Source organism: Pseudovibrio japonicus (assembly GCF_014651595.1).
Lineage (GTDB): Bacteria > Pseudomonadota > Alphaproteobacteria > Rhizobiales > Stappiaceae > Pseudovibrio > Pseudovibrio japonicus.
Window position 1 is genome coordinate 629,850 of the sequence record NZ_BMXE01000001.1, and the last position, 19,625, is coordinate 649,474.

Annotated in this window: 22 protein-coding genes and 2 tRNA genes; 5 read left to right on the top strand and 19 right to left on the bottom strand. The window is 52.1% G+C overall.

The features are described 5' to 3' along the window. Positions 1-16: 16 nt before the first annotated feature. The 8 genes from paaE to yacG all read right to left on the bottom strand — a co-directional run bounded on the left by paaE (position 17) and on the right by yacG (position 7,073). Entirely contained in the window at positions 17-1,099 is a 1,083-nt protein-coding gene (gene paaE, locus IE076_RS02750) for a 1,2-phenylacetyl-CoA epoxidase subunit PaaE (RefSeq protein ID WP_189435144.1), read from the bottom strand. Between the two features lie 43 nt (positions 1,100-1,142). Next, a complete protein-coding gene (gene paaD, locus IE076_RS02755; RefSeq protein WP_189435146.1) occupies positions 1,143-1,652 on the bottom strand; it encodes a 1,2-phenylacetyl-CoA epoxidase subunit PaaD in 510 nt (169 codons plus the stop codon). A 14-nt stretch (positions 1,653-1,666) separates the two neighbouring features. After that, the gene (gene paaC, locus IE076_RS02760) at positions 1,667-2,425 is read right to left on the bottom strand and encodes a 1,2-phenylacetyl-CoA epoxidase subunit PaaC (RefSeq protein WP_189435148.1); all 759 of its coding nucleotides are present in this window, start codon (positions 2,423-2,425) and stop codon (positions 1,667-1,669) included. Positions 2,426-2,432: 7 nt separating this feature from the next. Further along, complete coding sequence (paaB, locus tag IE076_RS02765; RefSeq protein ID WP_189435149.1) at positions 2,433-2,720, bottom strand: 1,2-phenylacetyl-CoA epoxidase subunit PaaB; 288 nt, start codon at positions 2,718-2,720, stop codon at positions 2,433-2,435. Positions 2,721-2,732: 12 nt separating this feature from the next. Further along, the gene (gene paaA / locus IE076_RS02770; RefSeq protein ID WP_189435151.1) at positions 2,733-3,716 is read right to left on the bottom strand and encodes a 1,2-phenylacetyl-CoA epoxidase subunit PaaA; all 984 of its coding nucleotides are present in this window, start codon (positions 3,714-3,716) and stop codon (positions 2,733-2,735) included. A 130-nt stretch (positions 3,717-3,846) separates the two neighbouring features. Then, positions 3,847-4,746 carry a PaaX family transcriptional regulator gene (locus tag IE076_RS02775; protein WP_189435153.1) on the bottom strand — a complete coding sequence of 300 codons (900 nt, stop codon included), beginning with the start codon at positions 4,744-4,746 and terminating at the stop codon, positions 3,847-3,849. A 178-nt stretch (positions 4,747-4,924) separates the two neighbouring features. Continuing rightward, positions 4,925-6,523 (bottom strand): bifunctional metallophosphatase/5'-nucleotidase, encoded by a 1,599-nt coding sequence (locus IE076_RS02780; RefSeq protein WP_189435155.1) that lies wholly within the window; start codon positions 6,521-6,523, stop codon positions 4,925-4,927. Between the two features lie 346 nt (positions 6,524-6,869). Next, positions 6,870-7,073, bottom strand: a complete 204-nt coding sequence (gene yacG, locus IE076_RS02785) for a DNA gyrase inhibitor YacG (RefSeq protein ID WP_189435157.1) — start codon at positions 7,071-7,073, stop codon at positions 6,870-6,872. A gap of 382 nt (positions 7,074-7,455) precedes the next feature. On the opposite strand from yacG, the gene IE076_RS02790 reads away from it, so the two are divergent. Then, positions 7,456-7,815: a hypothetical protein gene (locus IE076_RS02790; RefSeq protein ID WP_189435159.1), complete on the top strand. Its 360-nt coding sequence runs from the start codon at positions 7,456-7,458 to the stop codon at positions 7,813-7,815. An 11-nt stretch (positions 7,816-7,826) separates the two neighbouring features. Here IE076_RS02790 and IE076_RS02795 read toward each other — a convergent pair whose 3' ends face one another. The 8 genes from IE076_RS02795 to IE076_RS02830 all read right to left on the bottom strand — a co-directional run bounded on the left by IE076_RS02795 (position 7,827) and on the right by IE076_RS02830 (position 13,739). Continuing rightward, on the bottom strand, positions 7,827-8,462 hold the full coding sequence (locus tag IE076_RS02795) for a Maf family nucleotide pyrophosphatase (RefSeq protein ID WP_189435161.1): 636 nt from the start codon (positions 8,460-8,462) through the stop codon (positions 7,827-7,829). An 82-nt stretch (positions 8,463-8,544) separates the two neighbouring features. Then, positions 8,545-8,763: a translation initiation factor IF-1 gene (gene infA, locus IE076_RS02800; RefSeq protein WP_008549604.1), complete on the bottom strand. Its 219-nt coding sequence runs from the start codon at positions 8,761-8,763 to the stop codon at positions 8,545-8,547. 172 nt (positions 8,764-8,935) lie between these two features. Beyond that, positions 8,936-9,367 (bottom strand): arsenate-mycothiol transferase ArsC, encoded by a 432-nt coding sequence (locus tag IE076_RS02805; protein WP_209008773.1) that lies wholly within the window; start codon positions 9,365-9,367, stop codon positions 8,936-8,938. A gap of 2 nt (positions 9,368-9,369) precedes the next feature. Continuing rightward, the gene (locus IE076_RS02810; protein WP_189435163.1) at positions 9,370-9,879 is read right to left on the bottom strand and encodes a UPF0262 family protein; all 510 of its coding nucleotides are present in this window, start codon (positions 9,877-9,879) and stop codon (positions 9,370-9,372) included. Between the two features lie 31 nt (positions 9,880-9,910). After that, positions 9,911-11,206, bottom strand: coding sequence for a histidinol dehydrogenase (hisD, locus tag IE076_RS02815; protein WP_189435165.1), 1,296 nt, complete (start codon positions 11,204-11,206; stop codon positions 9,911-9,913). Between the two features lie 126 nt (positions 11,207-11,332). Continuing rightward, positions 11,333-11,779, bottom strand: a complete 447-nt coding sequence (locus IE076_RS02820; protein WP_189435166.1) for a DUF2948 family protein — start codon at positions 11,777-11,779, stop codon at positions 11,333-11,335. Between the two features lie 206 nt (positions 11,780-11,985). Next, a complete protein-coding gene (murA, locus tag IE076_RS02825) occupies positions 11,986-13,275 on the bottom strand; it encodes a UDP-N-acetylglucosamine 1-carboxyvinyltransferase (RefSeq protein WP_189435168.1) in 1,290 nt (429 codons plus the stop codon). A 308-nt stretch (positions 13,276-13,583) separates the two neighbouring features. Continuing rightward, positions 13,584-13,739 carry a hypothetical protein gene (locus IE076_RS02830; protein ID WP_189435644.1) on the bottom strand — a complete coding sequence of 52 codons (156 nt, stop codon included), beginning with the start codon at positions 13,737-13,739 and terminating at the stop codon, positions 13,584-13,586. A 250-nt stretch (positions 13,740-13,989) separates the two neighbouring features. Here IE076_RS02830 and IE076_RS02835 point away from each other — a divergent pair. From IE076_RS02835 to IE076_RS02845, 3 genes are all read left to right on the top strand, one after another. Further along, positions 13,990-14,064, top strand: a tRNA-Thr gene (locus tag IE076_RS02835). Positions 14,065-14,096: 32 nt separating this feature from the next. Further along, positions 14,097-14,171, top strand: a tRNA-Thr gene (locus IE076_RS02840). Between the two features lie 520 nt (positions 14,172-14,691). Next, positions 14,692-14,874, top strand: a complete 183-nt coding sequence (locus tag IE076_RS02845) for a hypothetical protein (RefSeq protein WP_189435170.1) — start codon at positions 14,692-14,694, stop codon at positions 14,872-14,874. Between the two features lie 80 nt (positions 14,875-14,954). Here IE076_RS02845 and IE076_RS02850 read toward each other — a convergent pair whose 3' ends face one another. Next, positions 14,955-15,464 (bottom strand): response regulator, encoded by a 510-nt coding sequence (locus IE076_RS02850; RefSeq protein WP_209008774.1) that lies wholly within the window; start codon positions 15,462-15,464, stop codon positions 14,955-14,957. A gap of 302 nt (positions 15,465-15,766) precedes the next feature. Between IE076_RS02850 and hemA the strand changes: the two genes are divergently transcribed. After that, positions 15,767-17,044, top strand: coding sequence for a 5-aminolevulinate synthase (gene hemA / locus IE076_RS02855; RefSeq protein WP_189435171.1), 1,278 nt, complete (start codon positions 15,767-15,769; stop codon positions 17,042-17,044). Between the two features lie 155 nt (positions 17,045-17,199). Here the strand turns inward: hemA and ccoS are convergent, their stop codons facing one another. Both ccoS and IE076_RS02865 read right to left on the bottom strand, forming a co-directional pair. Further along, a complete protein-coding gene (gene ccoS, locus IE076_RS02860; protein ID WP_189435173.1) occupies positions 17,200-17,388 on the bottom strand; it encodes a cbb3-type cytochrome oxidase assembly protein CcoS in 189 nt (62 codons plus the stop codon). Positions 17,389-17,396: 8 nt separating this feature from the next. Continuing rightward, on the bottom strand, positions 17,397-19,616 hold the full coding sequence (locus IE076_RS02865; protein WP_189435175.1) for a cation-translocating P-type ATPase: 2,220 nt from the start codon (positions 19,614-19,616) through the stop codon (positions 17,397-17,399). Positions 19,617-19,625 lie beyond the last annotated feature (9 nt).

Here is a 19,625-nt window from a genome sequence, read left to right on the forward strand (position 1 = left end):
CTGGTGTTCTGACAGATCAGATGTCGTCGTAATCTACTGTTACATCATCTGTTTTTGGTCTGGACTGGCAGGTAAGCACATAGCCAGCCTCAATCTCCCAAGGTTCCAGTGAATAGTTGACGGCCATGTCAACTTCGCCAGACACAACCTTAGCACGGCAGGTGCAGCACATTCCTCCCTTACAGGAGAATGGTGCTTCAATTCCCATTCGCAGCGCTCCATCGATGATGGTTTCGCCCGGCTGTAGGGTGACTTCGTGACGGGCGCCATCTACGATCATCGAGACTTTGGAGGCGTGGTCTACAGCCTTGGAATCCTTGGCTTTATGAGCTGCATGCGGGTCGCTGCCATCGGCGGGCACAAAGAGCTCGTTATGGATATGCTCCAGCGGGATGCCGTGGTTTTGGCAGGTCTGCTTTGCAGCTTCGATCATATCGCCCGGACCGCAGAGGAAGACATGGTCGATAGTGTTTTCACCGATGGTCTTCGTGATAAATTCATCAACCTTTTCAGCAGTTAAGCGACCATTGAAGAGGCTCAGTTCCTGCTCTTCGCGGGACAGAACATGATAGACACTAAGGCGATCGAGGAAGCGATCTTTCAGGTCATCTAGCTCATCCTTGAAGATCACGCTCTGGGAATTCTTGTTTCCGTAGAACAGGAAGAACTGGCTGTTCGGTTCGTCTTCCAGCACCGCCTGAACCATGGACATGATCGGCGTGATGCCGGAACCTGCGGCGAAAGCGGCGTAAACCCTTGCGTCTCCTGTTGTTTTTCGTGGTAAATTGAAGCGGCCCATCGGGGTCATCACGTCGATCTCGTCGCCAACGGCCACGTGGCCCAGAGCGAAGCTGGAGAAGCGACCGCCCTCCACTTTTTTGATGGCGACGCGGATGTCGTCATCCTTAGGCGAAGAGCAAATGGAGTAGGAACGGCGGGTGTCTTCACCGTTTATGAACTCGCGCAGGGTGAGATACTGCCCTGGAATAAAAGAATAATCTTCCTTCAGGTCATCTGGAATCTCAAAGGCGATCGAGACCGCCTCCTCTGTTTCCTGATGGACTGACTTGATCTTCAATCTATGAAACCGTGGCGACATGGTTTCCTCCCTTACATCTGCCGGTGCCTTTTAAGCGAGCGGATCAGATGCACTTGAAATAATCAAACGGCTCGGAGCAATCGTTGCAGCGGTAAAGGGCCTTGCAAGCTGTTGAGCCAAATTCGGAAATACGACTGGTGTTGGCAGAGTTGCACTTTGGGCAGCGGACTTGCTCTTCCCCGAACAAGGCCCGACGTGAAGCCCTGCCGTTTGGAGGGGCAATGCCGTAAGCCCTTAGCTTTTCACGCGCTTTCTCTGAGAGCCAATCGGTGGTCCAGGCTGGAGTAAGGACGGTTTTGACCTCCACCTTCTCAAAACCAGCGTTAAGCAAAGCTGCTTCGATATCGAAGGCAAACATGCTCATAGCCGGACAACCGGTGTAGGTTGGTGTTATGGTCACTGCCACCACGCCGTCTTCGCTCACATGCACATCACGTAGAACGCCAAGGTCCTCGATTGTGAGCACAGGCACCTCTGGATCGGGCACGTTACGCACCGCATCCCAAGCCTTTTGGTCCAACTCAGTTCTCAGAATTTTCGCCGCAACTGCCATGGGTTAGCTCCCGATTACCACTGGGCTTGCGGGAACGAGCGCTGCAGGTACTGCATTGGGGACAGGATATGCCCCAGATGCTCGCTGTGCTCGCCCTTACGGCCACCGGTCTGCATCCAGCTCTCAGCTGGGCGTTCCAGATTGGCTCGGGCCAATACACTGTTCACCGTCTCGTCCCATAAGTGCTTGATAGACATAGGGTCTATGGCGACTTCCTTGGCAACCAATGATGATACAACATCGTCACACTCGAACATTTCGCCGGTGTACATCCAAAGAAACTCCAACGCATCGTTGGTGCGGTTGTGGCTTTCCTCGGTGCCATCGCCAAGACGGATCACCCACTCCGCAGAATGGCGCAGGTGGTAGGCTGCTTCCTTCTCCGCCTTTGCTGCCAGACCTGCCAGCAGCTCGTCTTTTGAGTTCATCATAGCTTCCCAGAAGGGATGCATGAACGCGGAGAAGAGGAACTGGCGCATGATGGCATAGGCAAAGTCATCATTGGGTTGTTCGACCAATAGAAGGTTGGTGAACTCGCGCTCAACCCTATGGAAACACAGGGCATCTTCGTCGCGACCTTTGCCTTCGATTTGCCCTGCATAGGTGTAAAGCTCACGGGCATGGCCGATCAGATCAAGCGCGACGTTGGTGAGTGCGATGTCTTCTTCCAAGTGGGAAGCATGACCACACCACTCGCCCAGTCGCTGGCTCAGGATTGCGGAATCGTCTGCCAACCGCATGCAATATGTAAATAATGCCGGATCTTTCATCATGGCCCCCTCACATATTCGCAACTTCGTCGGGCAATTCGTAGAACGTCGGATGGCGATAGATTTTTGAGGCTGTTGGTTCAAACATCTCGCCCTTCTCATCCGGATCGTTCGCTACGATTGCAACGGATGGTACGACCCAAATCGAGAGCCCTTCCCCGCGGCGTGTGTAGACATCGCGCGCTGCCTGCAAGGCCATTTCAGCATCGGTGGCATGGACAGATCCGGCATGACGGTGAGACATGCCATTGCGTGCTCTGATGAAAACTTCCCAAAGTGGTGTTGCTTGTTCGCTCATCTGATCCCTCCCTTAAGCAGCTGATTTCTTTGCGGCTTGCTTTGCAGCATACGCCTGCGCAGCCTCACGCACCCAGGCACCATTCTCATGCGCCTTGATGCGGTCTTTCATCCGCTGCTTGTTGCAGATGCCATTGCCTTGAATGGTGTTGTAAAACTCGTCCCAGTCCGGCTGACCGTGCTCCCAGTGCCCTGTTTCCTCGTTGAACTTGAGGTCCGGGTCCGGCAGCGTGATGCCCAGTACCTTTGCCTGAAGCACAGTGGCATCCACGAACTTCTGGCGCAGTTCATCATTGGTGAAGCGCTTAATCTTCCACTTCATGCTGGCGGCTGAGTGCTTGCTATCTTTGTCCGAGGGACCAAACATCATCAATGAAGGCCACCAGAGGCGATTAACCGCGTCCTGAACCATCTCCTGCTGCTCTGCTGTGCCCTTCATCATGGCAACGAGCAGATCGTAGCCCTGACGCTGGTGGAAGCTTTCTTCCTTACAGATGCGGATCATGGCGCGGGAATACGGGCCGTAAGAGCAGCGGCAGAGCGGAATCTGGTTCATAATCGCGGCGCCATCTACCAGCCAACCAACAGCGCCCACATCGGCCCAATTCAGAGTTGGGTAGTTGAAGATGGAAGAGTATTTGGCTTTTCCGGTCAGCAGCTGATCAACCAGCTCTTCGCGGGAAACACCCAGTGTTTCTGCGGCTGAATAGAGGTAGAGGCCGTGTCCGCCCTCGTCCTGAATCTTCGCAAGAAGGATTGCTTTGCGCTTTAACGACGGAGCGCGTGTAACCCAGTTTCCTTCTGGCAGCATGCCGACAACTTCGGAATGGGCATGTTGAGAGATCTGCCGGACCAGCGTTTTGCGGTAGGCTGCTGGCATCCAGTCGTTAGGCTCAATCTTCTCTTCACGGTCAATGCGAGCCTGAAAAGCGGCGAGCTTTTCTTCGTCCTCAATGCCGGTTTCAACCGCGGGGTTGTTCAGTGCTTGCGTGTACATAGGTCACGTCCCTCCCAAGAGCACACCAATGTTCATCTGCGCTTCAATATGTCACAGAATAACATTATAACAAGTACTTTCCGTAACATTTACGGGTCCATTTTAGGAGAATTCTAAAATTCACTAATGATTACAGAGGTTGGAACCGTTCAAAAAAAGCGGGCTCAGGAGGCGGCAAAGTGCCAGCGGCATTCTTGGCGTTAGAATCAAGCCAAGCCTCGCCACGGTTCTTAAGTGCGTTGTAGATGCTTGCGGCAAGTTCGCGGGCAATGCTCCCGGCCCAATTCTCGGGCAAGGCTTGCAACGGCAGCTCCGGGTCTTTCAGCACCAGTCGTCTAAGGTCATGGATGAGCATGATACGCAGGATTAACGCCGTCTCTGAGGAGATGTGCAGGTCACTGGCGGCATTGCCTTCAAGGAGATCGTGAAGGCCGCGATAGGTCGCTATAAACTCGCTGTAGCCTTGCTGAAGGCTTTCGAGGTTCCATGCCTGCTGTGCCAATTGTGCAGTCTTGTCTGCAGGGGCTTTGGATTGCATGTAGACGATCTTATCGCAGGACCGGGGCGGCGGTATCTGGCCACTATCCGGCTTGATCAGAACGTTGGGGGCGATGGCGCCAAAGCCCTGCCCTATCAGGTGCTCGCGGCGCTCGGCTCTGTCCTCGCCCTCGTTCAGGATGGCTGTGATCCAGCATCCATTGCCTTTGGCCGGGCCGCGGGCATAAATGCGCGGGGTTGCCTGATCGAATGCCTCTTTCCCCATGTCTGTGAGGCGATAGAAGGAGTTGCGGCCAATGCGGGTTCGCTCCAGCCAGCCGTCGGAAGCCAGCCGTGACATGGCGGTGCGCACCACACCGGAGTTGATGCCGATCATCTGCATGATCTGGGTGATGTTTCCCATCCAGAGCTCGCCGCCACGCGGGGCAACGCAATCTCCGAAGATGGAGATGATCATGGACCATGAGCGTATTGGTTTTTGCGCGTGAAAGCGATCAAGGAGCCGTTTTTGCTCGGTTTCAAGAATGCTCACGGTGCCACGCCTTTTCGAATTTGGAAGCTGCATCTTTGTAAGGGGTGTATGCAGCCAAGTGCAAGTCTCTGGTTGAAAACAGTAATCGCACAATCACTTTTGGCTGATGGGATGATCACAATAAAAAAGCCGGAGGCAGCTGCCTCCGGCTCTTGTTCACTTACTCTGGTGAGTGAGTTTATTTTGCAGTTGCATCGGTGATGCGACCGTCAAGCTTCGGCTGGTATGCACCACCCTGTGCTTTCAGGTAATCAGCAAGTACGAACTCAAGGCCTGGACCGTAGTCGTATGCGTTTTTGCCTTCAGCAGCAAAGATCTTGTAACCGTCACCACCATTACGAACGTAGTTGTTGGTTGCGAGCTTGTAGACCTTGTCTGCGTCGATTGCAGAGCCGTCTGCCAAGGTTACTTCAACCACACGCTCACCAGCAGGCTTGGAAGCGTCGAAGGTGAACTTCAGGCCAGCAACCTGTGGGAAGCGGCCAGCGCCTTCTTCAATCTGGGACAGACCGGATTCCAGAGCGTCTTTGATGAACTTGCCCTGAAGGTCGAATGTCGCCAGAGTGTTCTGGAATGGAAGAACTGCCAGAGCTTCGCCCATGGTTACTTCGCCAGCGTCGATGGAAGCGCGCAGACCACCACCATTAGTGATTGCGATCTCAACGCCCTGATCCTTGGTTGCTGCAAGCATAGCGTCAGCTACGAGAACACCCATTTCACACTCACGTGCACGACAGGACTTGCGGTCACCATCTACAGCGGCGGTGGTTGCACCGATCACTTCTGTACGGATCTCATCAAGCGGACCAGCAAGTTCTGCAACGCGAGCCTTGATAGCTTCGTTTTCTGCAACGTTCTTGTCCATGATGATTGGCTCACCGGAAGCTTCGATCACGTCGCCGTTGTCGTCAAACTTCACGTTCAGCTCACCGAGGAACTTGCCGTAAGCGTATGCAGATACGATTGCAGCTTTCTTCCCGTCCGGACCTTCAATCCAAGTTGGGTATGGACCTTCAGCACGGTCAGAGGTGTTGGACAGGTAGGTATTGGTGTGACCGCCAACAATTACGTCAATGCCAGAAACAGCCGCTGCGATTTTCTTGTCGACGTCGTAACCGGAGTGAGACAGAACAACAATCTTGTTCACGCCCTGCTCCTGAAGCTCAGCAACGTGCTTGGTTGCAGCTTCAATTGGGTCGTAGAAGGAAACGTTCTTGCCCGGGCTGGACAGCTCGTGAGTATCATCTGGTGTCAGGCCGATGAAACCGATTTTCTCGCCGCCGCGCTCAACAATAGAAGTTGGCTTCAAGACGCCGATAAGCTTGCCTTCTTTGGAGAAGTCAGCGTTCGCGAGCAGAACAGGGAAGTTTACGATGTCCATGAAGCCACGCAGAACTTCCGGGCCATCGTCGAACTCGTGGTTGCCGACAGTCATTGCGTCGTAACCGAGAGTGTTCATGAATTCTGCTGCAGCCTTACCCTTGTAGTAAGTGTAGAACAGAGAACCTTGGAACTGGTCACCACCGTCAACGAGGATAGAATTTTCCGCAGATGCGCGGCGCTCTTTGATTGCAGTTTCCAAACGAGCAGTGCCACCCAAACACTTGCCTGCTGCATCATCCTTTTCAGAACAATTAGAGTCATACTTGTTGATTGGCTCAATGCGGGAATGGAAGTCATTTGTGTGCAGAATGGTCAGATTAAATTCTGCCATCGCTGGCGCGGAAACGCCCAAAGACAACAATAGCGCAGATGCGCCCAAGAGATGCTTTTTCATAGGTCTTGCCTTTATCCAATTGCCCCAAGCAATTTTAACGAGACGGCTACGCGATAATCTCTTTATCCGCGCAAACCTCCCAAGAACACGCTCGGTACAATTGCCCATAACAGGGACAGGCACAAGACTAAACTCGATAAAATTTACTACCTATTTGAAAAAAAATTCAGAGCCTGACTTTTTTGTCGCGACCCGTTTTGCCCTCTACTTCAACAGGTTGCCTTATTGAGATTTTCGTTAATATATCAAATTGTTGGCTCAATAATTCAAGGGCTTCAAAATGCGCAAATTTGGTGAAAATTATTCGTAAATTCTTCAATTTCTCGAAATATTTATCCCCAAATGCTCAATGCATATTACGTGGATTCTCTAGGTCTGACATATCAGTTTCGGAGAATTCTTCTTCAACTGCTGGCACTGAATAGCTGCCACTCAACCATTTATTGAGATCGACCTGTTTACACCTTACCGAGCAAAACGGTTTTGTTGCTTCTTGTGTCGGCTTATTGCAGATCGGGCATTTGCCCGGCTTGGCTGATGGCTTCGTCATCGGATCTCTCAACAGCTGGGTTTGGTCCTGGCAGATAGGTTGGCTTCCTATCCGGTCCGGCATAGCATTCACCTGTGCCTCTAGCCAGAAATCTGCAGGACATCAAGTCATAATGTCGGATCATTTTTCGGATCCGCTCAGTTTTGGGTTCAAAGTGCACCCCTGCACTTCACAACTCAAAATTATTTCCTAAATCTAAGGTGTTAATCAGTTTAAGTGCAAACAACTTTGCAGCGAATAAAGTTCATACTAAGATTACTCAGGAAGAGATCTTAGGGCTAAGCACTCTTGGGGCAGATATTGCGGAGAACAGGCATCATCTAAGGGGCCGCCAGAGTTCACTATGAGTTTTAGTAGATTTTGCAAGCTAAGGTAGCGAATAATGAGCAATGAAGTTTCTTGGATCCTCACATCGCGCCTGGTGACCACTCAGCCCAAGGCCTTTGAGGACCTGATGGTTGAGATGGCGAAAGCTGTACAGCAGACGCAGGCCGGTGCGATCGCTTATGTGTGGTACCTTAGTGAGGACGGGCAATCGAGCGAAATTTTTGCAAGCTTTGAGAATAGCGATGCGGCTATTTCGCATATGACGTGGTTCGCAAACACCTATGCCAAACAGTTCATGGACACGCTACGTCCGACGGGAATGACTGTTTATGGCAAGCCGACACAGGAGCTGCGCAACGCAATAGCGAGCCTGTCACCACGGTATTTGCAAACTGTTGGTGGGTTTGCGCGCTAGCGCCTGAAGGCTCAGGCAGCTGGCACAGCGTCTTCGTCCCAGGTCTTTTGAATTGGGTAGCCTGCAGAGTGCAGGAGGTTTGCGGTCTCCAGGAGCGGCAAACCGACCACGCTTGGGTATGACCCAATCACGCGCGCGATAAACGCGCCAGCAAGGCCCTGAATAGCGTATCCGCCTGCTTTACCGCGCCACTCGCCCGAAGCGAGGTACTTATCTGTGTCTTGTGTGGACAGACGGCGGAAACGGACGCGGGTTTCAACCAGCTTTGTGCGGACCACACCGTCAGGCATATTCACGCAGACGCCGGTGTAAACCTTGTGCATACGCCCGGAAAGCAGCTGAAGGCAAACGCTGGCCTGTTCTTTACTTTCAGCTTTGGGCAGAACACGGCGGCCAACTGCAACAACCGTATCAGACCCCAGGATGATGGCATTTGCTTTATCATCATCCCTGTCGACCAGAATACGTGCTGCGGCAGCTTTACCGCGAGCAAGCCTTTGCGCCAGTGCACGCGGGCTTTCCCCACGCACAGGCGTCTCATCAATGTCTGCTGGCAAGAGGAAATCCGGTTCAATACCAATCTGCTGAAGTAACGCCAGACGACGTGGTGACCCGGAGGCCAATACCAGCGGCAGTTCTTTGGTCATTTTGCCAGTTCCCCGATAGAATTTCAGACCAGAGCACAACCAAGGCAGGTTCGTCGTATTGAACCCGCGCTCAGTGGATCATTTATTTGTAACGATAAGTGATACGACCCTTCGTCAGGTCATATGGTGTCATTTCCACGAGCACTTTATCGCCAGCCAGAACACGAATACGGTTTTTCCGCATACGACCAGCAGTATGAGCGATAATTTCGTGATCGTTTTCAAGCTTCACACGAAAAGTCGCATTAGGAAGGAGTTCGACGACGACGCCTGGAAACTCCAGCATTTCTTCTTTAGCCATTAGGATTCCTGATTTGTTAAATGGAATTTTCGCGGAACCTACCGGATAACTCGCCAAATGTGAACAGGCTACCACCATTTCTTGGAGGGCAGTTTGGCGAGTTTTACCGCATATTCCCTGTTTTAGGGTGGAAAACACATTCTGAAGCTGCGGAGATAGCGTTTTCAGCAGCTTATTGCATGCGCTGTTCAATTTTTCGCTTCAGTGTGTCACGCACCATTCTGTAGGCATCCATGATCTGCGCACGGCTGCCGGTTGCCACTGTAGGATCAATTGTCGGCCAATATTCGACATCAACGTGTTGGGTACGTGTCTGCTCCAATGCCATATGGTGAGCTTCCGGGGCAAGGGTTACGACCAGGTCGAACCCCTCCTCCGCCAAATCCTCAAAGGTTTTTGGCTGGTGATTGCCCAGATCCACACCAAGCTCATCCATGACAGAGTCGACGAACGGGTCCCGTTCGCCTGCAAAAACACCACAGGAGCGCGTGTAGACCTGTTTGGGAAAGAGCAGATTGGTCAAACCCTCTGCCATCGGAGAGCGAACCGCGTTCATTCTGCAGATAAACAGAATGGAACTTGGCCGTGACATTATCTCGGCCATGCCTACCCCCGGTGTTGCAAAGCACAAATAAGCGTAAACAGGCGTCGAGCGGTTTGATGGTCGATAGTGATTTTCCCTTTCAGGCGTTCTTCCAATATGCAGGCGCCGTCGTCATGTAGTCCGCGACGCCCCATATCGATCGCTTCGATCTGTTTGGGAGAGGCGCTTCGAATTGCATCGTAGTAGCTCTCGCAGATCATGAAGTAATCTTTGATGATCTTCCGGAAAGGGGTTAGCGAGAGGATATGGGTTGCAATTTCGCTCCCCATTTCATCCCGAACTCCCAGTACAAGCTTGCGCTTGATCATAGCCAGATCCAGTCGGTACGGGCCCTGATCGGGCCCGACCGGAGAAAACAAATTTTCCTCAACCAGATCAAAGATCGCAATCTTCCGTTCGCGCTCGACGTCTTTGTCGGCGCGGATAATTGAATCAGGATCAAGGACCACCTCAAAGAGGCGTTCTCCTCCTTTTTGTCTCTGCTCTTCGCTTACAGGGACTTCCTTATTCATCGAACGATCTTTTCCGTACTGGATCAAGTGGTTAGCGGTTTAAACGAATGGATACCGAACGGCCGTGAGCCTGCAAGCCCTCCACCTCTGCCAAGGTGACGGCAGCCGGACCGATCTGTGCCAAATTCTCAGGATTACAGCGCAAAAGCGAGGTTCTCTTGACGAATTCCAGCGTTGACAGACCTGAGGAGAAGCGGGCTGAACGGGCTGTTGGCAGGACGTGGTTGGAGCCGCCCACATAGTCGCCGATTGCCTCTGGCGTATAACGCCCTACAAAGACAGCGCCAGCGTTTCTCATTTTCGGCAGGAGTGCGTCCGGGTCATCGACACACAACTCCAGGTGTTCCGGAGCAAAGCGGTTTGAAAGCACCATTCCCTCATCCAGATTAGCGACTGTGATGATGGCGCCGAAGTCATTCCAGCTCTGACGGGCCACCTCTGCACGCGGCAATGTGGTCAGCTGGCGCTCGACAGCCTCTTCAACGGCATCAGCCAACTCCTCACTGTCTGTGATGAGGATGGATTGGGCGACCGGATCGTGCTCGGCCTGGGAGAGCAGATCGACAGCAACCCAGTCCGGATTGTTGTTTTTGTCAGCGACAACAAGGATTTCGGAGGGACCAGCGATCATGTCGATGCCGACGGTTCCGAATACACGGCGCTTTGCAGCAGATACGAATGCATTGCCCGGGCCAACAATCTTGGAGACCGGCTCAATTGTTTGCGTACCGTAGGCCAGTGCACCCACAGCCTGAGCGCCACCGATACGGTAAATCTCTGAAACACCGGACATTTTGGCGGCTGCAAGTACTAGCGGGTTGAGTACATTGTCCGGGCTTGGAACAACCATCACGATCCGTTCAACACCGGCCACTTTAGCCGGGACGACATTCATCAGAACGGAGGATGGATAGCTGGCAAGACCACCGGGGACATAGACTCCGACAGCTTCAACTGCGGTCCAGATTGCTCCGAGCTCTACGCCGATTGCATCTTTATAGGTGTAGCTTTCCGGTAGCTGCTTTTGATGGTGGGAACGAATACGATCGTGAGCAAGCTGCAATGCTTCCAGTGTTTCAGCCGGAATCTGTGCAACAGCTGCCTCGATTTCAGCTTCGGTTACTTTCAGCTCGTCCATAGATTTGGCCGACATGCGGTCAAATTTATTGGTGTAATCGAGCACGGCTGCATCACCGCGCGTTTCGACATCCCGAAGAATGTCGCGCACGATATGGTCCACGTCCTCTGAAGTTTCCCGCTTACTACCAAGCAGGGCACGAATTTCGTCTTCGAAACCTTCAGACTTTGAGGAGAGCTTTATCGCCACGTTATCATTCCCAATTTATTTTGTTTCCCGGGTAAGGCCTTCCCGAGATTATGTTAGAATATTCGATAGATGATCCAAGCCTTCAGGTTGTGCGGGTATTTTACGTAACTATCCCGCGCTTTCCAACTAGCCTTCCAGATGATGTTCAGGTCTGTTATCGGTTTCCCATACAGCGCCTAGGTCCGCCAGCTGCGCTTCGATGCACTCGATATTTGCTGCAATAGCAGCCCCACCGGAAAACTCAAGCTTCAACTGACCCGCTGGTGCATTTGTCTCTTCAAACAAGACACAGAGCAAAGAGAGGACCATGTCCTTATTGGTCTGATTGATTTTTTGCGCTTTGACTGCGTCCACCCGGGAGATGGAAAGAACGGAGCGGGCGCGCATTTTTTGCTTCTGGTTGTTGGCGTCTGTTTCCCAAAGATATCGATTCATTGTCAGAACCAGACGACGCTCGGCAGGTAAGTACTTGATATCAGCCAGCTTCAGGACACTGTCCTGAACCATGGAAGAGATAATCTGCAAATCTTCCTTATCCAGCGCCATCAGCTTCATCGGTTTTGCCTGTTCCATATTGGTCCCTTGCAGAATTACTTTGTCCCGCACACGGTACATAAGCGCGGGACATTCTTCCTATTACAACAATTTACAGAAAAATATCTATGAATGACCACAGGGGATTTCAAGCATGGAGATACGCTCCAGTATCTTTGCGAAAAGATCCACGAAAAAACCCGGCCTGACAAACAGGCCGGGTTCTAACAATCAATGTGTTGGTATCAGGCTGAAATGCGCTCAATCACCGCACCACAGCGGGAGAGTTTGTCTTCCAGTCGTTCGAAACCACGATCAAGGTGGTAGACACGGCTGACCGTGGTCTCACCTTCTGCAGCCAGACCAGCGATGACAAGTGAGACGGAGGCGCGAAGGTCTGTTGCCATCACCTGAGCGCCGCGCAGGGTTTCAACACCTTCAACGGATGCAACCTGACCATCCAATGTGATCTTGGCGCCGAGGCGGGCCAGTTCCTGAACGTGCATGAAGCGGTTTTCAAAGATGTTCTCGGTGATTTTGCTGACACCCTTGGAGCGGGTCATGAGTGCCATGAACTGCGCCTGCAAGTCTGTCGGGAAGCCTGGGAATGGCTCTGTCGAAATGTCGACTGGGTTGATACCAGCGCCATTGCGGCAGATTTTGAGACCCATATTGGTTTCAGTAATTTCTGTACCAGTCTGGCGCAGGATATCCAGTGCACTGTCAAGCAGATCGCCGCGCGCACCTTCCAACGTGACGTCACCACCGGTCATGGCAACAGCCATTGCGTAGGTGCCGGTTTCGATACGATCAGGAATAACCGGATGACGATGCGCGCCAAGGCTTTCCACACCCTGTATACGGATGGTGTCTGTGCCGGCACCTTCGATTTTTGCACCCATGCCAATAAGGCAATTGGCAAGATCGGTCACTTCTGGCTCCTGCGCAGCGTTTTCAATTACGCTCTCGCCTTTTGCCAGAGTTGCCGCCATCATGACTGTGTGGGTTGCGCCAACAGAAACACCCGGCAAGACCACACGGCCACCCTTGAGACCTCCTTTGGCGTCTGCCTGAACATAACCACGATCCATCTCGATATCTGCGCCCAGAGCCTTCAGGCCATTAATGAAGTAGTCCACCGGACGGGTGCCGATTGCGCAGCCACCTGGCAGAGAAACGCGGGCGGTGTGCATACGTGCCAGCAATGGACCAATGACCCAGAAGCTTGCGCGCATCTTGGAGACCAGCTCATATGGAGCGGTGGTATCAACAATATTGCTCGCGTTCAGATGAATGGTCTGGCCGGTCATTGTATCCTGACCAGCGCGCTTACCATCGACGGAGTAATCAACGCCGTGGTTAGAAAGAATCTGGGTGAGAAGCGCGACGTCACGCAGTCGCGGCACATTCTCAAGGGTCAGTGTGTCATCACAAAGCAATGACGCAATCATCAAAGGCAGCGCAGCATTCTTCGCGCCCGAGATCGGAATAACACCATTCAGCTGATTACCACCAACAATACGAATTTTGTCCATATTTTCATAACCCCAATCAAGCCCGCAGCGGGAAACACAATTTTATTAAGAATTGACGGTGCCCACTAACATCAGCGCCATGGCAGAAGCAAGGCGCCTCCATGACCTGGATGTGTCACCAACGTTTTTCCCCAATAGATCCTACGTATACTTCATAGGTCACCGGATCCATCTGCGCTGCAGTACCTTTTCTCGCTCAAGCCTTTCAGCTTCCAGCGGATTTTTCATGTCACTCTAACTTAGCGAAAAATGCTAGATTTTTGCTTAACGCAGCTTGTTGCTCACTACAGCTCGTTCAGCAGCCTCTTTTAGTCGTTCCCGGCGCTTTTCTTGGCAGCCTGCTTTCTGCGGCGCAGGTTTGCACGCAAGGCTTCTGCCAAACGATCTGCTTTGGGATCGCTTTTGGCCGGTGACGCAGACTTGGAGGTCTTATCTACACTTTCGGTTTTCTTTGAATCTGTCATGGCCAACACGTACACGAGGAAGGGAATGAAGCCAAGTCCCTCAGTAACCTACAAGTGCATGGCAATACTCTCATTTCGCGGTGTTATTCAGTTTCCACAGAACTGCCGCGAAAACCCCTTGCAGGTTTAAAAAGGTTATGACATAAGCCTCCTCGTTCCGAGGGCAGCGCCCACGGAGCACTTACCTCGTTGCAAAGAACGCTGGTTTGAAAGACATTGGAAGCACTTAACTGCTTCAGATTTATGCGATGCTGCCGTAGCTCAGGGGTAGAGCACTCCCTTGGTAAGGGAGAGGCCGAGAGTTCAAATCTCTCCGGCAGCACCATTCTTTCAAAAGCGATGCACAAAATTCGGCAGGCTGCCGTAGCTCAGGGGTAGAGCACTCCCTTGGTAAGGGAGAGGTCGAGAGTTCAAATCTCTCCGGCAGCACCATTCTCCTTAAACATTATAGATGCCTTCGGCCTGAAACAGTGCGCATTGATTTCGTGTTTCACGTTTCGGTCCAATCTGTTTTTCAAAAACCTTCCAGTTTTAGAATAGCTTGCAACTCTGCCGTGAGATAAAGAGCTACAATTTTGCTGTTTCGCCTTAGGTACTCATAGTTTTCAACGGGCACCCGGAGAACGCACGAAAGATTCAATTTGACTAAGATCGCTTAAGTTTCACAGTGACGTAATAAAGTTGCTACGCAACACGCCCAGCTTTCATTGCCTTAACGGCACTGTGTCTCAGCTACAACGTGCCACAATTTCACCAAATTTCATCTTTGGGTTGGTTTACATAAGAGGGAAGTCCTGCGACCTTTCTTAGGTCTTGGGGGCGTATTGGGGTAGTTTTCCAACCAGTCGCTTTGCGGTACCGGGGAAGAGGGTATGCCCCCCAGGCGCACTTGCACGAGCTCTTATGCTGATGTGCGCTGATATTCATTTTGTTGGAGTTTCAGGAGGTTAAAATGGATCAGGCAGCAATCGATGCGGATATTCCAACGGCAGCAACCGGAAAATTTTCCGAGGCAGAGCTGCAGATGCTCCGCTACCAGCTCGAAGAAGCCGAGTTTGCCCAGCTCATCCGACTGGCGTCTAGCCTACCACCGGAAAAATGGGAAAAGGCGATTGAAAGTCTGACCTCCCTTTAAGCAATGAGGGTCATCCACCTTGGAGGCGCTCTGGAGCCTCCGAGGCGGTTTTGAATTACACTGATGTTCTGGTGATGTGATCAGATCATTGTGGCGGAGCGGGCTTGGTTGAGAAGCCCATTACCATCCCAGTTTTTCTTGTGGCCACGAATTTCGCGCGGTGCCGGACCGAAGTAACCCGCAGTCTTCACAAAATCTCTTGGTTGCAAAATGATCGATGCAATGCGCTGGTAAAGCGCCTTTGCGGAAATCGGCTTGCACAGCAACTCATGGATGCCCAGTTTTCTGGCCTCGATAATCCTGCTGCGTTCTGTGTGAGCGGTAACCATAATAATAGGGATGTAAGCGTAAGGATTATTCTGAGTACGGATCATACGGACCATGTCTGCGCCGTCGAGAATTGGCATGACCCAGTCAAGAATCAGAATATCGGGATTTGCACGTTCCATGGCTTCGAGGCCTGATGCACCGTCTTCTGCCTCAACGATTTTTCGCGCTCCAAAGCCCTGCAACATGGTGCGCAAGATGGTACGCATGTAGGCACTGTCTTCAACCACAAGAAATGATAGGGATGAGAGATCTATACTCACGCAATAAGGCCCCGGTCACTCAACGCAACCCAATTCAATTAGAACAGAAATTCAATTATTAATTACAAGGTGTGGCAGAGAACATAACAAATTGCAAGACTGCGCAATTATAGTTCTATGTCAAAGACGATCTCTACGATATATATAGGCTGATATGCGTTAGGTGAAAATATCCTTTGATAAATCCGCAAAAAACAGGACCGCGTCAATGTGTCCTGCGACAGGACTACGGATTATCGCTAAGTTTAGGCTAACTCTAAAGTATCGCCGAAATAATACCGCCGCAGTATAAGGGGCAAAAAATGGACTACCAAAATATCTTCAATGAGGCGATTGCTTCTTTGAAGGATGAGAAACGGTACCGCGTATTTGCTAATCTCGAACGCATTGCAGGGCGTCACCCACACGCTCTCTGGCGCAAAGAAAATCAAAATCTTCGTGAAGTCGTTATTTGGTGTTCAAACGACTACCTAGGGATGGGGCAACACCCTAAGGTTATTAATGCCATGACGGAGACCGTTCAGCGCATGGGAGCTGGCGCAGGCGGTACGCGTAACATCTCTGGCACAAACTACCCGCTGGTCCAGCTTGAGGAAGAACTCGCTGATCTGCACGGCAAAGAAGGCGCTCTGGTTTTCTCCAGTGGTTTTGTTTCCAACGAAGCATCCATTTCTACAATTGCTAAACTGCTCCCTGATTGTTTGATCCTGTCTGACCAGCTGAACCACGCTTCCATGATTGCGGGTGTTCGCGGCGCGGGAACTTCCAAGAAGGTTTGGCGCCACAATGATCTTGAGCATCTGGAAGATCTGCTCAAGTCTGCTGGCAACGAGCGCGCAAAGCTGATCGTGTTTGAATCCGTGTATTCCATGGATGGCGATATCGCACCGATCGAACGCATTTGTGACCTTGCTGACAAATATAATGCGATGACCTACATCGACGAAGTGCATGCGGTTGGCATGTACGGTCCACGTGGTGCAGGCATCTGTGAGCGTGATGGTCTGTTGGACCGCGTCGACATCATCGAAGGCACCATGGCAAAAGCATTTGGTGTGATGGGCGGTTACATTACGGCTTCCCAGACAATCATTGATGCGGTTCGTTCCTACGCACCTGGCTTCATCTTCACTACTGCAATTCCTCCGGGGCTTGCTGCGGCGGCGACTGCCTCCATCAAACACCTGAAAACATCCAGTGAAGAGCGTGAAGGCCAGCAACGTCAGGCGCAGCGTACGAAAGATGTTCTGGAAGCAGCAGGCCTTCCTGTGATGACTTCCGAAACACACATCATCCCAGTGCTTGTTGCAGATCCTGATTTATGTAAACAGGCCAGCGACATGCTGCTTGAAAAGCATGGCATCTACATTCAGCCAATCAACTATCCAACCGTTCCACGCGGTACAGAACGTCTGCGCATCACTCCGGGCCCAGTTCACACTGACGCTTTGATTGATCATCTGCGCGATGCTCTGGTGGATGTATGGCAGACACTTGAGTTGCCATTCACGACCGCTCCAGCTGAAGAAAAGCTGGAGACGCCTCAGGGACAGGCTGTTTATCAATTCGCTGGTGGCTAATCGCCAGCATATCCGAACGCAAAAAGGCCGGCACTGTTGCCGGCCTTTTTTGTTGCCGTGAGATGACACATAAAGAAAGGCTTGCAGCGGATTGCTGACAAGCCTTTTTGTAGGTCAAATGGTTCAGCTAAGGGCAGTTATTCCAGATCTGGAGATCAAGAAACCTTGCGCTTTGCTGCTTCAACTGGTTCGGTGTTTTCCTGCAGGTCACCATCATCCAGAATGCGCCATTTGGGACCTTCCATGTCATCATACTGACCGGAGCGCAGGGACCATAGGAATGCCACCAGACCAGCGCCCCCAAGAACCAACGCAATCGGGATGAGGTAGATTAAGACTTCCATAGTTTTGTTCAGGCCTCCTGATCGGGCTGGGTCGTTGTTCCTGCAATCATTCTCAGCCGCACCGCATTGAGCGTCACGATAATGGAAGAACCCGACATAGCCAAGGCTGCAACGAGAGGTGTGACAAAACCAAGCACCGCGAACGGCACTGCAATCAGATTGTAGATTACCGAGAGAGCCAGGTTCTGGTTCATCAAGCCGCGTGCTTTTTGCGAGATTGTGAGTGCACTCATCACAGGGGCGAGGCTATCTCCCAAAAAGACTGCATCTGCCGCTGCCTGACTGACATGAACGGCGGAAACCGGCGAGATTGAAACGTTTGCAGCTGCAAGCGACGGGGCATCATTGAGACCATCCCCGACCATCAGCACATTCTTACCCTGCGCCTTCAACTCTTCAATTCGATTGATTTTATCTTGCGGCTTCAGACCTGCTTTCCAGCAATCCACGCCCAAAACATCTGCTGCGTGCTTGACCGCACCTGCATGGTCGCCGCTCAAAATCTCAATGGAGAACCCTGCGTCCTTGAGCTTTTGGATGGTTTCCGTCGCCCCTTCCCTCATGAACTGACCAACCGGAAGCAAATGTGCATCTGCCTCACCTAGCTGGAACGCAACGAAGGAGGCGTCTGGTTGCCGGTCTCTTGCTTGCACCAGCTTTGCATCAGCGACACCGCAGAAGGCTGGAGATCCGAGTTTTACCTGTGTGCCATCGACAATGGCTTCAACACCCTTGCCAGTGACCTCTTTTGCGTCTGGCAGAATTTGCTGGGCCCCTGTTGCTCTGGCAATCGCCTGAGACAAGGGGTGGGAGGACGACAAGGCCAGGCGACCAGCCAGATCGAGCTGCTCGGGAGACAACCCATGATCTTTGGAAAGAGAGGCCTCAGGCAGCGTCAGCGTGCCGGTCTTATCAAAGACGATGGTATCGACGCCTGCCAGACGTTCGATGGCATCACCTGCGTTAAGCAGCACGCGTTCGTTAAAGAACAGACCACTGGCGACTACCTGCACGGCAGGAATGGCAAGCCCCAGAGCGCAAGGGCAAGTGATGATGAGAACGGAGATTGCGATAACCAGCGCAGGTTGCCATGCCATACCGAGCATGATCCAGCCGACGAGCGTAAGCAACGCTGCTGCATGAACAACAGGAGCGTAGAGCTGTGAAGCACGGTCAGCGATATGGACGTACCGGGACCGGCCTTCCATAGCCGTTTCTAAAAGCCGGTTCACCTCATCCAGCAAGGTGCCTTTAGCAGCAGCTGTGACCTCAATCTCGAGCACTCCATCGGCATTCATGGTGCCAGCGTAGACAAGATCCCCTTTTGCAACAAACTGCAGTAGAGTTTCGCCAGTTACCAAGCTCTGATCCACTTCGGAGGAGCCAGCTGCAATCCTGCCATCCACAGAGATACGTTCCCCTGCCCTAACCAAGACGCGGTCGCCCACAGTCAGCTTGGAGAGAGGCACGTCGAGTGTAGTGCCGTCTTCCAGTATCTTAGCAGCACTCTCTGCTTTCAGGGTTGCGAGGTTCTCGGCAAATGCGCGCGTCTTCCTGCGCATGAGGTGATCGAAGTAACGTCCAACCAACAGGAAGAACAGCAACATGACCGCGCTGTCGAAGTAAGCATGTTTTGCCTCCTGAATGGTTTGCCATAGCGACAAACCGGTTGCCAGAAGTACACCGATCGTAATCGGCACATCCATATTCAGGCGCTTGGTCTTGACTGCCATGTAGGCGCTTCGGAAGAAGATACGTCCAGAATAAGCGACAGTCGGCAGGGCGATCAGGGCCGAGATCCAATGGAAGAACGCACGTGTCTCATTATCGATATCCGACGCGTTGCCGGACCAGACGGAGATAGATAGCAGCATGATATTCATAGCTGCGAATCCGGAAACGGCCAGCGCGCGCAGGATCTCCTTCCCCGCTACATCACCCCGTGACTTTACTTGAGCCGGATCAAAAGGATAGGCCTTGTAGCCAAGCTTTTGCAGCAGGTCGACAATAGGAGACGGATTGGTTTTTTTCTGATCCCAATCCACAGAGAGACGATGAGATGACAGGTTCACGCGTGCTTTTTCGACGCCCTCCAGTTTCTGGAGGCCACGCTCAATTTCATACATACATGCTGCACAGGTAATACCGTCCACAGCAAGGTCCATGTGGGCCCTGCCGTCATCGGTATCTGTTACGAATGCAGCCCAGTCCCTTTCAGGCGTAGACATGCTCATACC

Coding starts and splice junctions, on each gene's coding strand:
- paaE (WP_189435144.1), bottom strand. CDS start 1,099: ATGTCGCCACGGTTTCATAGATTGAAGATCAAGTCAGTCCATCAGGAA.
- paaD (WP_189435146.1), bottom strand. CDS start 1,652: ATGGCAGTTGCGGCGAAAATTCTGAGAACTGAGTTGGACCAAAAGGCT.
- paaC (WP_189435148.1), bottom strand. CDS start 2,425: ATGATGAAAGATCCGGCATTATTTACATATTGCATGCGGTTGGCAGAC.
- paaB (WP_189435149.1), bottom strand. CDS start 2,720: ATGAGCGAACAAGCAACACCACTTTGGGAAGTTTTCATCAGAGCACGC.
- paaA (WP_189435151.1), bottom strand. CDS start 3,716: ATGTACACGCAAGCACTGAACAACCCCGCGGTTGAAACCGGCATTGAG.
- IE076_RS02780 (WP_189435155.1), bottom strand. CDS start 6,523: ATGAAAAAGCATCTCTTGGGCGCATCTGCGCTATTGTTGTCTTTGGGC.
- yacG (WP_189435157.1), bottom strand. CDS start 7,073: ATGACGAAGCCATCAGCCAAGCCGGGCAAATGCCCGATCTGCAATAAG.
- IE076_RS02790 (WP_189435159.1), top strand. CDS start 7,456: ATGAGCAATGAAGTTTCTTGGATCCTCACATCGCGCCTGGTGACCACT.
- IE076_RS02795 (WP_189435161.1), bottom strand. CDS start 8,462: ATGACCAAAGAACTGCCGCTGGTATTGGCCTCCGGGTCACCACGTCGT.
- infA (WP_008549604.1), bottom strand. CDS start 8,763: ATGGCTAAAGAAGAAATGCTGGAGTTTCCAGGCGTCGTCGTCGAACTC.
- IE076_RS02805 (WP_209008773.1), bottom strand. CDS start 9,367: ATGGCCGAGATAATGTCACGGCCAAGTTCCATTCTGTTTATCTGCAGA.
- IE076_RS02810 (WP_189435163.1), bottom strand. CDS start 9,879: ATGAATAAGGAAGTCCCTGTAAGCGAAGAGCAGAGACAAAAAGGAGGA.
- IE076_RS02820 (WP_189435166.1), bottom strand. CDS start 11,779: ATGGAACAGGCAAAACCGATGAAGCTGATGGCGCTGGATAAGGAAGAT.
- murA (WP_189435168.1), bottom strand. CDS start 13,275: ATGGACAAAATTCGTATTGTTGGTGGTAATCAGCTGAATGGTGTTATT.
- IE076_RS02830 (WP_189435644.1), bottom strand. CDS start 13,739: ATGACAGATTCAAAGAAAACCGAAAGTGTAGATAAGACCTCCAAGTCT.
- IE076_RS02845 (WP_189435170.1), top strand. CDS start 14,692: ATGGATCAGGCAGCAATCGATGCGGATATTCCAACGGCAGCAACCGGA.
- hemA (WP_189435171.1), top strand. CDS start 15,767: ATGGACTACCAAAATATCTTCAATGAGGCGATTGCTTCTTTGAAGGAT.
- ccoS (WP_189435173.1), bottom strand. CDS start 17,388: ATGGAAGTCTTAATCTACCTCATCCCGATTGCGTTGGTTCTTGGGGGC.
- IE076_RS02865 (WP_189435175.1), bottom strand. CDS start 19,616: ATGTCTACGCCTGAAAGGGACTGGGCTGCATTCGTAACAGATACCGAT.